The sequence below is a fragment of the Pseudoalteromonas issachenkonii genome (genome assembly GCF_002310795.1).
Classification (GTDB): Bacteria; Pseudomonadota; Gammaproteobacteria; order Enterobacterales; family Alteromonadaceae; genus Pseudoalteromonas; species Pseudoalteromonas tetraodonis.
Map to the genome: position 1 here is coordinate 1,832,733 of NZ_CP011030.1, position 14,234 is coordinate 1,846,966.

At 41.3% G+C, this 14,234-nt stretch carries 15 protein-coding genes; 7 read left to right on the top strand and 8 right to left on the bottom strand.

Annotation, left to right across the window (positions count from 1 at the left end):
* Positions 1 to 39: 39 nt before the first annotated feature.
* From PISS_RS08440 to rnm, 5 genes are all read right to left on the bottom strand, one after another.
* Positions 40 to 621 carry a YceI family protein gene (locus PISS_RS08440; protein WP_013465075.1) on the bottom strand — a complete coding sequence of 194 codons (582 nt, stop codon included), beginning with the start codon at positions 619 to 621 and terminating at the stop codon, positions 40 to 42.
* Position 622: 1 nt separating this feature from the next.
* The gene (locus tag PISS_RS08445; protein WP_058154732.1) at positions 623 to 1,174 is read right to left on the bottom strand and encodes a cytochrome b; all 552 of its coding nucleotides are present in this window, start codon (positions 1,172 to 1,174) and stop codon (positions 623 to 625) included.
* A 147-nt stretch (positions 1,175 to 1,321) separates the two neighbouring features.
* Positions 1,322 to 2,164 (bottom strand): segregation and condensation protein A, encoded by an 843-nt coding sequence (locus tag PISS_RS08450; RefSeq protein ID WP_036954544.1) that lies wholly within the window; start codon positions 2,162 to 2,164, stop codon positions 1,322 to 1,324.
* Between the two features lie 2 nt (positions 2,165 to 2,166).
* Positions 2,167 to 2,787 (bottom strand): L-threonylcarbamoyladenylate synthase, encoded by a 621-nt coding sequence (locus PISS_RS08455; RefSeq protein ID WP_013465078.1) that lies wholly within the window; start codon positions 2,785 to 2,787, stop codon positions 2,167 to 2,169.
* Positions 2,784 to 3,638, bottom strand: coding sequence for an RNase RNM (gene rnm / locus PISS_RS08460; protein WP_033103351.1), 855 nt, complete (start codon positions 3,636 to 3,638; stop codon positions 2,784 to 2,786). Before rnm ends, PISS_RS08455 begins: the two co-directional genes overlap by 4 nt.
* 445 nt (positions 3,639 to 4,083) lie before the next feature.
* On the opposite strand from rnm, the gene PISS_RS08465 reads away from it, so the two are divergent.
* The 6 genes from PISS_RS08465 to trpA are packed head-to-tail and all read left to right on the top strand — an operon-like array spanning position 4,084 to position 10,671.
* Positions 4,084 to 5,652 carry an anthranilate synthase component 1 gene (locus PISS_RS08465; RefSeq protein ID WP_058154733.1) on the top strand — a complete coding sequence of 523 codons (1,569 nt, stop codon included), beginning with the start codon at positions 4,084 to 4,086 and terminating at the stop codon, positions 5,650 to 5,652.
* Between the two features lies 1 nt (position 5,653).
* Positions 5,654 to 6,256 carry an aminodeoxychorismate/anthranilate synthase component II gene (locus PISS_RS08470; protein ID WP_058154735.1) on the top strand — a complete coding sequence of 201 codons (603 nt, stop codon included), beginning with the start codon at positions 5,654 to 5,656 and terminating at the stop codon, positions 6,254 to 6,256.
* A gap of 10 nt (positions 6,257 to 6,266) precedes the next feature.
* A complete protein-coding gene (trpD, locus tag PISS_RS08475) occupies positions 6,267 to 7,304 on the top strand; it encodes an anthranilate phosphoribosyltransferase (protein WP_058154736.1) in 1,038 nt (345 codons plus the stop codon).
* Positions 7,297 to 8,661 (top strand): bifunctional indole-3-glycerol-phosphate synthase TrpC/phosphoribosylanthranilate isomerase TrpF, encoded by a 1,365-nt coding sequence (gene trpCF, locus PISS_RS08480; RefSeq protein WP_058154738.1) that lies wholly within the window; start codon positions 7,297 to 7,299, stop codon positions 8,659 to 8,661. The genes trpD and trpCF overlap by 8 nt, the downstream gene beginning before the upstream one ends.
* 7 nt (positions 8,662 to 8,668) lie before the next feature.
* The gene (gene trpB / locus PISS_RS08485; RefSeq protein WP_033103492.1) at positions 8,669 to 9,853 is read left to right on the top strand and encodes a tryptophan synthase subunit beta; all 1,185 of its coding nucleotides are present in this window, start codon (positions 8,669 to 8,671) and stop codon (positions 9,851 to 9,853) included.
* Positions 9,850 to 10,671, top strand: a complete 822-nt coding sequence (trpA, locus tag PISS_RS08490; RefSeq protein ID WP_013465084.1) for a tryptophan synthase subunit alpha — start codon at positions 9,850 to 9,852, stop codon at positions 10,669 to 10,671. The genes trpB and trpA overlap by 4 nt, the downstream gene beginning before the upstream one ends.
* Positions 10,672 to 10,744: 73 nt before the next feature.
* Here trpA and PISS_RS08495 read toward each other — a convergent pair whose 3' ends face one another.
* Both PISS_RS08495 and PISS_RS08500 read right to left on the bottom strand, forming a co-directional pair.
* Positions 10,745 to 11,323 carry a type 1 glutamine amidotransferase domain-containing protein gene (locus tag PISS_RS08495; RefSeq protein WP_013465085.1) on the bottom strand — a complete coding sequence of 193 codons (579 nt, stop codon included), beginning with the start codon at positions 11,321 to 11,323 and terminating at the stop codon, positions 10,745 to 10,747.
* Positions 11,324 to 11,545: 222 nt separating this feature from the next.
* A complete protein-coding gene (locus tag PISS_RS08500; protein WP_058154739.1) occupies positions 11,546 to 11,815 on the bottom strand; it encodes an HU family DNA-binding protein in 270 nt (89 codons plus the stop codon).
* A 231-nt stretch (positions 11,816 to 12,046) separates the two neighbouring features.
* Between PISS_RS08500 and PISS_RS08505 the strand changes: the two genes are divergently transcribed.
* On the top strand, positions 12,047 to 12,688 hold the full coding sequence (locus PISS_RS08505; protein WP_024603097.1) for a CPBP family intramembrane glutamic endopeptidase: 642 nt from the start codon (positions 12,047 to 12,049) through the stop codon (positions 12,686 to 12,688).
* Between the two features lie 54 nt (positions 12,689 to 12,742).
* Here the strand turns inward: PISS_RS08505 and PISS_RS08510 are convergent, their stop codons facing one another.
* Complete coding sequence (locus PISS_RS08510) at positions 12,743 to 14,167, bottom strand: sodium-dependent transporter (RefSeq protein WP_013465088.1); 1,425 nt, start codon at positions 14,165 to 14,167, stop codon at positions 12,743 to 12,745.
* Between the last annotated feature and the right edge of the window lie 67 nt (positions 14,168 to 14,234).

Here is a 14,234-nt window from a genome sequence, read left to right on the forward strand (position 1 = left end):
GCGTATTACTAATTAGCGCTTAGCTTTTTTAAAATAGTCTTACTGGCGAATACCTTCAATAAATAAACCAATATCAACATGGGTAGATGCTGGGCCTAAGTTATAGTCAATACCGTAGTCGGCCAGTTTTAAGCTAGTTTCTCCTTCAAAACCAACACGGTAACCACCCCATGGATCTTTACCTTCACCAATTTTATCTATTTCAAAGGTAATTGTCTTCGTAACACCGTGTAGAGTAAAGTCACCGGTTACAGTGGCTTCTTCACCGTCTTCGTCAAACTTAATCGCTGTACTCTTAAAGCTTGCCTGTGGGTATTTGCTTACGTTTAAAAAGTCACTACCACGTAAGTGTTTATCACGTTCTGCGTGATTTGAATCTAGGCTTGCCGTATCAATATTTACACTAATTTGAGACGCATTTGGATTTTTAGCATCGTAGTTAAATTTACCATCAAAGGTATTAAAACGCCCATGCAGCCAGCTGTAGCCTAAATGTTTAATCTTAAAGTTTACAAAAGCATGCGCACCTTTTGTGTCAATAACATAATCTGCGGCATTCGCAGTGGTCGCTGTCATAAACATCGCTGCTGATAACGCTGAAGTTAAAAATAATTTTTTCATTTTAATCATCCTTTTGTAATCTGATCATTCTAATTAATGTTTTATCTTTATCGATAAAGTGATGTTTTAGCGCACCTAACACGTGCAATACTACAAATCCAATTAATAAGCATGCGCTATAGAAATGGATTTGCCCGGCTATATCAGCCTGAGAATCAAACGCAAAGTCGATAGCTTTTACATAAAAAAAGCCAAATACTTCTATGGGTCGTCCATCAGCCGTCGAAATTAAATACCCTGACACCATAATGATCAGTAAAAACAGATACATTAAAATATGTGCTGTTTGGGCTAATTGATTTAACTGCTTGTTACTGCCAATCGGACTTGGTTTAACACTAAAGTGTCGCCATAACAGCCTAAAAACAAAAACCGCTGCTAAGCTAAGGCCAATGCTTTTGTGTAGGTCTAATGATCCTTTATACCAACTATCATAATAAGTCAGCTCAACCATATATAAACCTAAACCAAACAGACCAAACACGGTCAGCGCCATTAGCCAGTGTAAAAATATAGCCACCACGCCATAGCTGGTTTTTGAGTTTTTAAACATTCCCTACTGCCAATCTCTTATTTAGTAATAACACTACGATATAATGATTAAGTGGTGATTAAAATAGCATATGCAAACACTCATCGTGCGTATACGCACAGTAAAATGTATAAGGTTAATATAATTGCAAATGACGTTGAGAAGGGATTAGCTAGCAGCTGACTCGTTAAGAGACACGTATATTTGGCTATCAGGTTCAACCTGTAAGCAGGCAATCAGGCCCTCTTTTATTAGTTCTAACATAGCGATAAAACTAACAACAACCCCACTGCGTCCCTCTTCAAAGGTAAATAATTGAGTAAACGCAACAGGCGCTTTTGATTGGGATAAGGTATTTAAAATCAAGCTCATGCGCTCACGCGTTGAAAGGGTTTCAGCGCTAATTAAATGATGCTCGAATGTTTTTGCACGCGCCATGACATCGCTTAGCGCTAACAATAAATCTTTGACTGCCAGTTCAGGTAATGGCTGGTTTTTTTCTGCTAGTTCCGGCACGCTTGCCTGCGCTATAAAGATATCGCGGCCAACACGAGGTAGGCTGTCTATATTTTCGGCCGCTTTTTTAAATTGTTCGTACTCTTGTAGACGTTTTATAAGTTCGGCGCGGGGATCGTCTTCTTCTTCTAACTCTTCATGAACAGGCAGTAACAGCCTAGATTTAATTTGGGCCAGCAATGCCGCCATTACTAAATATTCACCCGCGAGTTCTAGCTGGAACTCGCTCATCATTTCTACATATTTTACATACTGCTCAGTAATGCTAAAAATAGACAACTCAAGAACATCTAGCTTATGCTTTTTAATTAGATAAAGCAGCAGATCCAAAGGCCCTTCAAAGGTTTCTAAAATAACTTCAAGCGCATCAGGCGGGATATATAAATCTTCGGGTTTATCAACAACGGCTTTACCATGTAAAAAAGCCAGAGGGAGCTTTTGCTGCACTGGCATATCAGGTGTTGGCGTTGATGATAGCGTCTCAGACTGTTTCATTGTTATTCAAATGGCGTTGTATCACCGCAACCAACACGAAGAATTTGAATATCATCTTCTGATAAATCAATCACTGTGGTCGCTTGCTCAGGTAAATACCCACCATGAATAATTAAATCCACATGTTTATCAAGGCGCTCTAAAATGTCATCGGGATCAGCTTGAGTAAACTCTTCGCCCGGTAAAATAAGTGAGCACGACATTAAGGGCTCACCCAGCTCAGCTAATAAAGCACACGCTATTGGGTGCTCTATAACACGTATGCCTATGGTTTTTTTCTTGTCGTTTAATAACCGCTTAGGCACTTCTTTTGTACCTTTAAAAATAAATGTGTAAGGCCCTGGGGTATTATTTTTAATAAGCCTAAACATTTGGTTATCAACACGCGCATAAGTAGACAGCTCAGATAAATCACGGCATACCAAAGTAAAATTGTGATGTTTTTCAATACCACGAATACGTTCAATGCGCTCTTTAGCTTGCTTATTACCTAAATTACAGCCTATCGCGTATCCTGAATCTGTAGGATACACAACTACGCCGCCTTGTTTAATAATATCAACAGCTTGAGAAATTAATCTAGGCTGTGGATTATCTGGATGTATATGAAATAATTGACTCATAATGCAACTCCTTCGTGCTTTTCCCATGTTTGCCAAACCCCTTGGCAATCTTTAGGTAAGTATAAATTTTTTCCAAGTTCTAAATAGCTAGTCGGAAAATGAAAATCAGAGCCTTGTGAGCAAAGTAGCTCGTATTCTTGGCTCAATAGCCCTAAAAACTGACGTTCACTTGGCGCCTGCTGCGGCTGAGCAACTTCCATTGCATCTCCGCCTACTGATTTAAATTCCACTAACAATTTACGTAGCCACTTGTTCGACATTTTATAGCTACTTGGGTGCGCTAAAACGGCCACCCCACCTGCGGCATGAATCGCCGCAATAGCTGTTTGCATATCACACCAATTACTTGGCACGTAACCGGTTTTACCTCGCCCTAAATACTTTTTAAATACCCCAGGAAAGTTTTTAGCTACACCACGCTCAATTAATGCTCTGGCAAAGTGAGCGCGAGTAATTTGTGCATTTTCGGCCAGCTCGCGAGCTTGTTGGTAAATACCCTCAAAACCATTTTTATTTAGTCGATGGCCAATCTCTATCGCGCGGGTTTCGCGTTTTTGCTGCTGCTCGCTCAGTAATGTATGCAAGGTACTATCGTTGGTATCAATATTTAGTCCAACAATATGAATTTCAAAACTTTCCCACTTGGTTGATATTTCAACCCCGTTAATAAGTTTAAGCGGCAAATTTTCACGTTTGATAAAAGCCCGTGCAGGTTCGATAGCAGCCACCGTATCGTGATCGGTAATAGCAAATACATCAATATTTTTGTCGACTGCTCGCGCTAATAATTCCTCAACGGTTAAATGGCCGTCTGAGTGCGTGGTGTGACTATGTAGGTCGTATTTTATCAAATGAAAACTACTTAAATTTAGGGTTTAACGGTGTTTCACCCAGTATAACAAGTTTTTTAACTAAATTGTTTTAAATAAACACTTGACATAAAAGCAGTTGATACGTTTTACTGTAGCCACTTTTAGACATTAAAGAATTAACAACAATGAAAAATACAATTCACAACATCATTTGGTGGTGGCACTCTTAAAATCAAGGGTGATGAATTGTCGTGTCTAAACAAAAAATTCTAACCCGCTACCATGCGGGTTTTTTTATCACTAAATTTTGCAATATAAGATTAACAGGAATTAAAAACATGAATAACGTAAATACTCTTACACATCATTGGTGGTGGCGCCTGGCATAGCGGGACGGTAATGGTCTATCTATAATTTAGACATCGTTATTCAAACCCCGCACTGCTTAGCATTGCGGGGTTTTATTTTTTTTAGGGGATGAGGTTTGATTTTTAGTCATATAACAACAACACCAGGTGAAGTGACCAGCATAACGCAAGTACGAGACTACATAAGTAGCCCACTTGCATTGTATGCCGCACTTGATAAACCTAACTCACTATTACTTGAATCTGCAGAGATAGATTCTAAAGATAGCGTAAAAAGCTTAATACTCGTTGATTGTGCACTGCGTATTGTCTGCCAAGGCAATCAAGTGAGCGTAACAGCACAATCAAATAATGGTCAGCAGTTACTCAGTTATTTACAAGCTAATGTAAAAAACTGCGCATCACAGTTATCCGATACCACATTAACACTGGAGTATCACCCAGTAGATGACACCATTGACCAAGCCAGTAAGCTGATTGCAGATAACGCTTTTAGTGCATTACGCAGCTGTTTAAATAGCATTAAAAGTACCACCAACAATCCATTCTCGGTGTTTTTAGGCGGCGTATTTGCCTACGACATGGTGGCTAATTTTGAACAACTCACCGATGTACCCGACGGGGAAAACACCTGTCCAGACTATGTTTTTTATTTAGCAGAAACACTGGTTGTTATTGATCATCAAAAACAAACAACGGAATTAATTGGTAACGTATTTAATGGCCCTGATGTACATGCAAACTGCTTTGAAGTAGGCAAACAATTAGAGCGTTTGAATACATTATGCGACCATGCTGCTGACTTTAACGCACCAAGCCAAACTGGCTACTGCCCAGTGAGTGTTGATATTAGTGATGAGCAATACTGCCAGCAAGTAATTAAGCTCAAGCAACACATAGTCGATGGCGATATTTTTCAAGTGGTGCCTTCTCGTACCTTCTCACTACCCTGCCCTGACTCTTTACATGCCTACAGCCAGCTAAAAAAACAAAACCCTAGTCCGTACATGTTTTATATGCGCGATGAAGATTTCTCATTATTTGGCGCATCTCCTGAGTCCGCGCTTAAATACGAAGTTCAATCTCAACAGGTCGAGGTTTATCCGATTGCCGGCACACGCCCTCGCGGCAAATTTGCTAATGGACAAATCAATCCTGATTTAGATAGCCGTATTGAGCTTGAGCTTAGAAACGATCAAAAAGAACGTGCAGAGCATTTAATGCTGGTTGATTTAGCGCGTAATGATGTGGCCCGCATTAGCGTGCCGGGTTCGCGCCATGCCAAAGAGCTATTAAAAGTAGACCGTTACTCACAAGTAATGCACTTAGTGTCGCGCGTGGTGGGGAAATTAAAACCCGAACTAGATGCCCTACATGCTTATCAAGCCTGTATGAACATGGGCACATTAGTGGGCGCGCCAAAGGTAAGAGCTGCAGAGCTTGTGCGCCAAACCGAAGGAAAACGCCGCGGCAGTTATGGCGGCGCAGTTGGCTATTTAACTGGTGATGGTGCAATGGATAGCTGTATTGTTATTCGTGCAGCCTTTGTTAAAAATAATATTGCTTATGTGCAAGCTGGCGCTGGGGTTGTGTTTGATTCAGACCCAATGTCAGAGGCTAACGAAACCCGCGCTAAAGCACAGGCGGTGATCACCGCGATTAAATCGACATATGAGGCTGTATAAAATGAGTGAAGCACACCCTATTAAAATTTACTTTTTAGATAACTTTGACTCATTTAGCTATAACCTTGTTGATGAACTAACAATGCTAGGTGCTGAGTTAGTTGTTTACAGAAATAACATTAGCGCTGAAGTAATATTCAACAAAATGCAGGCAGAGCATAAGCAGGTATTACTGGTTTTATCGCCAGGCCCAGGGGCACCCAGTGATGCGGGTTGCCTAATGGAGTTGATTAGCTTGTGCAAAGGTAAATTCCCGATGCTGGGCATTTGTTTAGGCCAACAAGCACTAACACAAAGTTATGGCGGAGTAATCGGTCATGCTGGTGAAACCGTACATGGTAAATCATCAATTATTGAGTTAGACGATCATCCGGTGTTTAACGGAATGGGAAGCACTATACCAGTGGCGCGTTATCACTCATTAATGGCCACAAAAGTACCTGATAACTTAGCGGTTATTGCAAAGTATCAAGATATTCCAATGGCTATTTATCATCATCAAGACACTGCGCTGGGTTATCAATTCCACCCAGAATCTATTTTAACGCCCAATGGCGCTATGCTGCTACAGCAAAGCGTTGCCTATTTAACGCGTGCCAAATAAAGGGAACATTATGACTACACAATTACAAAACTCGCTTAATGTTCAACAGGCTATTGAGCACGTTATTGCCAAGCAATCATTGAGCTATGCACAAGCAAAAACACTTTTTGATCAAATAATGCAAGGGAATATGAGCGATATTGAGCTCTCTGCACTGTTAATTAGCCTTAAAATGAAAGGTGAAATAAGCGATGAAATCGCCGGTGCTGCGGCCTCAATGCGTGAAAACGCCGTGGCATTTACAACCATTAAAACTCAACTTGCCGATAGCTGTGGTACCGGTGGCGATGGTTCAAACACTATCAATATCAGTACAACCGCGGCAATTGTGGCAGCCGCTGCCGGTGTTAATATGGTAAAACATGGCAATCGCAGTGTATCGAGTAACTCAGGGTCTGCTGATTTACTCAAAGCCTTCGGGATCAATATTGATATGACCCCCACACAAGCGGCTAAATGCCTTGAACATACAAATTTTACCTTTTTATTTGCACCGCACTATCACAGCGGCGTGCGCCATGCGATGAACGTACGAACCACTTTAAAAACCCGTACTATTTTTAATATTCTTGGGCCGCTAGCTAATCCTGCTGCCCCAGATGTTCAATTGCTGGGGGTATACGATGAATCCTTGTGCCTACCTATGGCGCAAACTCTTCATACTCTGGGCACTAAACGCGCTATGATAGTTCACGGCTCTGGCACCGACGAAATCGCCTTGCATGGCCCAACACAGGTTGTTGAGCTGGATAACGGCAAAATCACCCAATACACACTCAACCCTAGTGATTTTGACCTTGCAAACTATTCACTTGAACAATTAGCCGGTGAAGGCCCACAATACAATGCAAACGCCAGCCTTGCCATTTTACAGGGCAAAGGTAGCGAGGCACATAACGCCGCTATTATTGTTAACGTTGCTGCATTGCTGTACTTAACTGGCCAAGCACAATCGTTAAAACAAGGTGCACAAATAACACACTCATTATTACGTTCAGGCAAGGCCATGGACACACTAAATGCAATTATTGAGGTAAGTCATGGCTAATGTATTAGACAAAATTATTGCCGATAAAAAAATAGAACTCATTGAACGCAAAGCAGCACGCCCACTTGAGAGCTTTAAGCATCAAGCTGAACCGACTGAGCGTAGCTTTTATCAAGCGTTAGCAGCACCTGGCACGCAGTTTATTTTAGAGTGCAAAAAAGCATCGCCTTCTAAAGGGTTAATTCGTCAGCCGTTTGATTTAACAGAAATCACCCAAGCGTATAAGCAGTATGCCACTTGTATGAGTGTATTAACTGACGAAAAGTACTTTCAGGGTAGCTTTGATTACCTTGAGTTTGTGCGCAGCCAAGTAGAGCAGCCACTTATTTGTAAAGACTTTTTTATTGATGAATACCAAGTTTACATGGCACGTATTTATGGTGGTGACGCTATTTTACTGATGCTATCAGTGCTTGACGATGAGCAGTATAAAACGCTTCATGCAGTCGCCGATTCGTTAAATATGTCGGTACTAACTGAGGTGAGTAACGAAGAAGAGGTTCATCGTGCACTGGCACTCAATGCACAAATAATTGGGATTAATAATCGTGACTTGCGCGATTTAAGCACCGACTTAGCCACAACCGAGCGACTACGTAAGCTTATTCCTAACGATAAAGTGGTTATTTCAGAGTCAGGTATTTATACCCATCAAGATGTAAAGCGTTTAGCGCCTTTATGTAATGGATTCTTAATTGGCAGCTCATTAATGGCAGAGGCTGATTTATTACAAGCGTGTCGCCGCGTAATCCTAGGCGAAAACAAAGTCTGTGGATTAACCCGTAATCAAGATGCCATTGCGGCTTACGACAACGGTGCCCTTTATGGCGGATTAATTTTTTATCCAAAATCACCGCGCTTTGTCGATTTAGATTGCGCCAAAGAAATCAGCCAAAGTGCCCCTTTAAAATTTGTTGGGGTGTTTGTTAATGCCGCCATAGCAGAGGTTGCTGAGCACGCTAAACAACTAAAACTGTCTGCTGTTCAATTACATGGCCAAGAAGATGAACATTACATTGCATCGTTACGTAATGAACTACCACGTCATTGTGAAATATGGAAAGCACAGGCCATCAAAGATGCTTTGCCTCAACCTATTATAGGAGCCGATCGCCATTTATACGACACCCACAGTGATTCACAGGCTGGCGGCACAGGCAAAACATTTGATTGGTCGGTACTTCGCGATGCCACGACCCCATTTATGCTTGCTGGCGGCTTAAACCCAGACAATATTAGCGATGCACTTTTTCAAGATGCTCTTGGGCTTGATTTAAATTCAGGTGTTGAAGAGTCGCCAGGTAAAAAGTGTGCAAACAAACTACATCATGCTTTTACAAGTATCAGAAATTATTGAGGTTAAAATGCAAAATCCAGCTTATTTTGGCGAGTTTGGCGGTATGTTTGTACCCGAACTGCTTGTCCCTGCGCTTAAGCAGTTAGAAAACGAATTTAATAAAGCACAAAAAGATCCTGAATTTCAGGCAGAGCTAAGTAAATTACTTAACGAGTATGCGGGTCGTCCTACCCCGCTTACTTTAACGCGTAACTTAGTTAAAAACCCAAAAGTAAAACTGTACTTAAAGCGTGAAGATTTACTCCACGGTGGTGCGCACAAAACAAACCAAGTTTTAGGCCAAGCACTGCTTACCAAACGTATGGGTAAAAAAGAAGTGATTGCTGAAACAGGCGCCGGCCAGCACGGCGTTGCAACGGCACTTGCCTGTGCGTTACTTGGACTAAAATGCCGCATTTATATGGGTGCAAAAGATGTTGAACGCCAACAACCAAATGTATTTAGAATGAAGCTAATGGGCGCTGAAGTTATTCCGGTAACCGCAGGCTCGGGTACATTAAAAGATGCGGTTAACGAGGCACTGCGTGATTGGTCTGCCAATTATCAAGAGGCTCATTACCTTTTAGGTACTGCAGCGGGTCCTCACCCATTCCCGACTATTGTACGTGAATATCAAAAAATTATTGGTGAAGAAGCAAAACAACAAGTACTTAAAGCCGAAGGCCGTTTGCCTGATGCGGTTATTGCGTGTGTAGGCGGTGGGTCTAACGCAATTGGTATGTTTACCGATTTTATTGATGAGCCAAGCGTTAAACTCATTGGCGTTGAACCTGCAGGTAAAGGGTTAGACACGCACGAACATGGCGCAACTATCTGTAAAGGAACAAAAGGTATTTTGCACGGTACTTACACTTATATTATGCAAAATACAGATGGCCAAATTGAAGAGTCTTACTCTGTATCGGCGGGACTAGATTACCCCGCAGTTGGCCCTCAACATGCCTTTTTGCACGAAACTGGCCGTGCTCAATATGTCGGTATTACCGACACCAAAGCACTTGATGCCTTTCAAGCATTAGCTAAACACGAAGGGATTATTCCTGCGCTTGAATCAAGTCATGCGCTAGCCTATGCCCTAGATTATGCAGAAGAGCAAACGCAAGACAGTATCATTGTTATTAATTTAAGTGGTCGTGGAGACAAAGACTTAGCCCACGTACACAAGGTATTATCAGAGGAAGGTCAACTATGAGCCACGTAAAAACTGACCGTTACGGACAAATGTTTGCCGCGCTTAAAGAGCAAAACCAGGGTGCTTTTGTACCGTTTGTAACCATTGGCGATCCAGGTAAAGCGCAAAGCATCGAAATTATTAAAAGCTTAATTGATGGCGGCGCTGACGGGCTTGAATTAGGTATTCCGTTTTCCGACCCGATTGCCGATGGCCCTGTCATTCAAAAAGCCAATATTCGTGCCTTAAACGTGCATATTAATACGCAAGACTGCTTTGATATTATTAAAGAGATCCGTGAATATAACGCCGACATTCCAATTGGTTTGTTATTGTATTCAAACTTAATATTTAAACGTGGCTTAGAAAAGTTTTACACCGATGCAAAAGCAGTGGGTGTTGACTCTATTTTAGTGGCTGATGTGCCATTACATGAGTCTAAAATGTTTAGAAAAGCCGCCATGGCCAATGGTATAGACCCGATTTTTATCGCTACACCGAACGCCAGTGACGATACCTTGCGTGAATGTGCATCATACGGCCGTGGCTACACCTACTTGCTTTCTCGTGCTGGGGTAACAGGTACAGACACCAAAGCACAAATGCCAGCAACCCATGTGGTTACGCGCTTACAAGAGTACCACAGTGCACCTGCATTATTAGGCTTTGGTATTTCAACGCCTGAAGATGTAAAAGCGGCACTTAAAGCCGGTGCTGCGGGGGCTATTTCGGGCTCTGCTGTGGTAAAAATTATTGAAGCAAACTTAGATGATTTAGATGCGATGACCTCGCAGCTAAAAACATTTGTAAGCGATATGAAAGCCGCTACTGCACTTTAATAGCAAGCTGTGTTTTATCATTATCAATAAAAAAGGGCATGTAATATGCCCTTTTCTATTTAAAAGCCCACAGCTAATGCGCTTGGTGCTTACCTTCGAGTATTTCTTCAATAAATTTTGCATTAAATGCATCTAAATCTGCAGGGCTGCGGCTAGTGACTAAGCCGTTATCAACACACACTTCTTGATCTACCCAGTGAGCTCCGGCGTTAATTAAATCACTTTTAATACTAGGGAAGGAAGTCACCTTTTTATCTCTGAGCTTATTAATTTCAGCTAATAACCACGGCGCGTGGCAAATAGCGGCCACGGGTTTGTTTTTCTTAGCTCCAAAAAAGCCATCAACAAACGCTTTGGCATCTGTATTTTGACGTAAGCTATCGGGATTAAACAAACCACCCGGCAATAAAAGTGCATCGTAGTCAGCGGCATTGGCATCGGCAGCTAATTTATCAACGGTTACTTTTTCACCCCAATTATCTTTATTCCAACCAGTGATCTGCCCTTCTTTAATAGACACCACCTCTATATCGGCGCCCGCCTCTAGTAATGCGCTTTGCGGCGAAAGTAGCTCGCTTTGTTCAAATCCATCGGTGGCTAAAATGGCAATTTTTTTACCTTGTAAACGGGTGCTGCTATGTAAATTACTCATTAAATACTCCTTATCTTATTTTTTGATACACAGAGAGGTTTGCATATCACATACCAAAAATAACATACTGATAATATTGGCGTTTTATATAAAGAGATGAGAGTGCTATGTAAATTATTTACAGTGGTTGCAGATACTACACAGCCATTTTTTAAAAATAAAAATAGCCTGCAAGGTACATGCTTTGTTTGAATAACAAAACTCCCTTACAAGCACTGACAATTAAAGGCTGTCTTTTAACGCTTTGGCTGGCTTAAATACGGCTTTATTAGCCCCTTCTATTTCTATTGCTTCGCCGGTTTGTGGATTACGACCCGTACGGGCTGGGTAATAACTTAATGCAAAAGTGCCAAAACCAGATATTTGTACCTGATCGCCTTCAGACAATGATTTGGTAATCACCTTTTGTAAGCTGGTTAACGCTAATTGCGCCTCTTTTTTTGTTAACTCGCTCGTGTGTGCCATGGCTGTAACAAGTTCTGCCTTATTCATTTTTTGCTCCTAAATACACGCGCTGGCTTTAGCCAACTAGCGTGGCAATACAATGATGTAAAAATAAAAGCAGGCAGGCTAAGGGTTGCAAGGGGGTAAGTCAACCTTAACCGAGGGCTAAGGGCCTTAGTGAGAGTCATTGGGTTTAAATATAATCAGCTTGGCTGTTTTATAGTCATAAAGATGACTTAATCGCTTGCTAAGGTGAAATAAAAATCAACGTGAGCAAACGTGAACGCTAATCAATACCGCTGGTTTGAATTTACCTTTATTTTTATCATACTGCCTTTAATTGGCTTTAATATTCGCCAGTATTTATCTAACTGGCTTATTCCAGCACTGATCATTTTAATGAGTGTGTGCTGTATGCTGCTACTAAACGACATTCACTTTAAGCGCTTTAGATTAACCAGTATGGGGCAGTTTTCTGCTGTGAAGCGCCGTATGTTTAGCTTTTTCTTTATTGGCGCATTATTTTCAGGGGTGTTTTATAACCTACTCTACCAAGGACACTGGTTTACTTTACCGCGTGAAAACCTCACCGATTGGCTGATGCTATTGCTGCTTTACCCTTTATTGTCGGTGATCCCGCAAGAGTTAATATTTAGAACGTATTTTTTTCATCGCTATAAGCGCATTATGCCCAGTAAATGGTTGCGCATTATTATTAGCGCCAGTGTATTTGCATTGGCACATATTATTTACGCCAATTGGATAGCTGTTAGTTTAGCGTTTGTCGGTGGCTTGCTGTTTGCCTATACCTACGCACAAAGTCGCTCAACTTTTGCCTGTGTTATTGAGCACAGCTTATGGGGCATTTGGATGTTTACCCTAGGGATTGGTGACTACTTAGATTCGGGTGCACTGAATTAACTAACTGCAACAAAAAAGCCGCGATAAGCGCGGCTTTATTAAATTAAGTTTTAATTAAAAACCAAAAATACTGATATTAAAAAACTTGGTCGCAACGGTGTTTACAAAAATAAGCAGTAAAATCGCTGGGATAAATGTTTGTAAAGAAAAGTTAACGTACTTTTCCATAAAGCTATTCGCATAATTAGGCGAACCTTGTCTTAGCTCTTCACTTAAACGAACTTTCTTCCATTTATACATTACAAACAAACACACCATTAAACCATTGAGTGGTAAAATAGTGTCGTAGAACACGTCATATACAATATCAAAAAAGCTCTTGTTACCACTGCCGTAGCTAGTAAAGGTAGTTAGGCTGTCAATCATACCAAACGACATAATACACATAATGGTTAACACACCGGTTGATAAGGTAAGTATTCCTAGCGCTTTTTTACGGCTAATGCCTTTACGGTCACTTAGTGTGGCAGTCGGCACTTCTACAATTGATACCAACGATGTAATTGCAGCAAAAAATACCAGCAAAAAGAAAATAAACGCCACTGCAGAGGCACCAAAGTAGCCAATATCGTGTTGTAACGCTAATAAGATTTTTGGTAAGTACACAAAAATCATTGAAACTGACGAGTCAGATAACTTTGTCGGATCGGTATTTGGGTCAAAGCTAAAAATAGCCGGTAACACCATTAAGCCTGCTACAAAGGCAACTAATGAGTCGGTAATGGCAACCATTTTCGCACTGCCCACAATGTCATCTTTTTTAGAAATGTAAGAGGCATACGTAATTAAAATACCCATACCTAACGACAATGAGAAAAACGCTTGGCTCAATGCGCCATTAAGAACACTGGCATTCATTTTACTAAAATCAGGAATAATATAGTACTTCACACCCGCCATTGCGTTATCAAGGGTGAGTACGTAACCCACTAATATAATAAGCATGACAAATAACGCCGGCATCAAAAATTTAGCCGCTTTTTCTATGCCATCTTTTACGCCACCGACCAATATTAAGTTAACAATCACCACAACCAGTGCCATGTAGCCAAACACCGTGTAGCTGTTAATAAACTCATCAAAGTGCCCAGGGTTTGCCAACTTATCCAAATTACCAAATGCGGTTTGGCTTAAGTAACCAAAAATCCACACCGTGATCACCATGTAAAAAACGGCAATCATAAATGGCGTTAACACGGCTAAAAAGCCAGCAAACTTCCATTTCTTATCGTTATTGGCTAACGCCTTGTATGCACCAAGAGGATCTTTTTGTGCGTGGCGACCCATAGCCATTTCGGCCATCATGACGGGTAAACAAATGAATGCGACGAACAAAGCATAGACGAGCAAAAATGCACCACCGCCATTCTTAGTCGCAGAAACTGGAAAGCCTACTAAGTTACCAATGCCCACAGCAGAACCCGCCGCTGCTAATATAAATCCTAAGCGGGAGCTAAAGTGCTCTCTATTTTCACTCATGTAATAACCTTGTTATTATTTATCTTATCCAAGGGACTCTACCAGTGTTACACAACGCTTTTCAAGC

Coding starts and splice junctions, on each gene's coding strand:
- PISS_RS08440 (WP_013465075.1), bottom strand. CDS start 621: ATGAAAAAATTATTTTTAACTTCAGCGTTATCAGCAGCGATGTTTATG.
- PISS_RS08445 (WP_058154732.1), bottom strand. CDS start 1,174: ATGTTTAAAAACTCAAAAACCAGCTATGGCGTGGTGGCTATATTTTTA.
- PISS_RS08450 (WP_036954544.1), bottom strand. CDS start 2,164: ATGAAACAGTCTGAGACGCTATCATCAACGCCAACACCTGATATGCCA.
- PISS_RS08455 (WP_013465078.1), bottom strand. CDS start 2,787: ATGAGTCAATTATTTCATATACATCCAGATAATCCACAGCCTAGATTA.
- PISS_RS08470 (WP_058154735.1), top strand. CDS start 5,654: ATGAGTGAAGCACACCCTATTAAAATTTACTTTTTAGATAACTTTGAC.
- trpD (WP_058154736.1), top strand. CDS start 6,267: ATGACTACACAATTACAAAACTCGCTTAATGTTCAACAGGCTATTGAG.
- trpCF (WP_058154738.1), top strand. CDS start 7,297: ATGGCTAATGTATTAGACAAAATTATTGCCGATAAAAAAATAGAACTC.
- trpB (WP_033103492.1), top strand. CDS start 8,669: ATGCAAAATCCAGCTTATTTTGGCGAGTTTGGCGGTATGTTTGTACCC.
- trpA (WP_013465084.1), top strand. CDS start 9,850: ATGAGCCACGTAAAAACTGACCGTTACGGACAAATGTTTGCCGCGCTT.
- PISS_RS08495 (WP_013465085.1), bottom strand. CDS start 11,323: ATGAGTAATTTACATAGCAGCACCCGTTTACAAGGTAAAAAAATTGCC.
- PISS_RS08500 (WP_058154739.1), bottom strand. CDS start 11,815: ATGAATAAGGCAGAACTTGTTACAGCCATGGCACACACGAGCGAGTTA.
- PISS_RS08510 (WP_013465088.1), bottom strand. CDS start 14,167: ATGAGTGAAAATAGAGAGCACTTTAGCTCCCGCTTAGGATTTATATTA.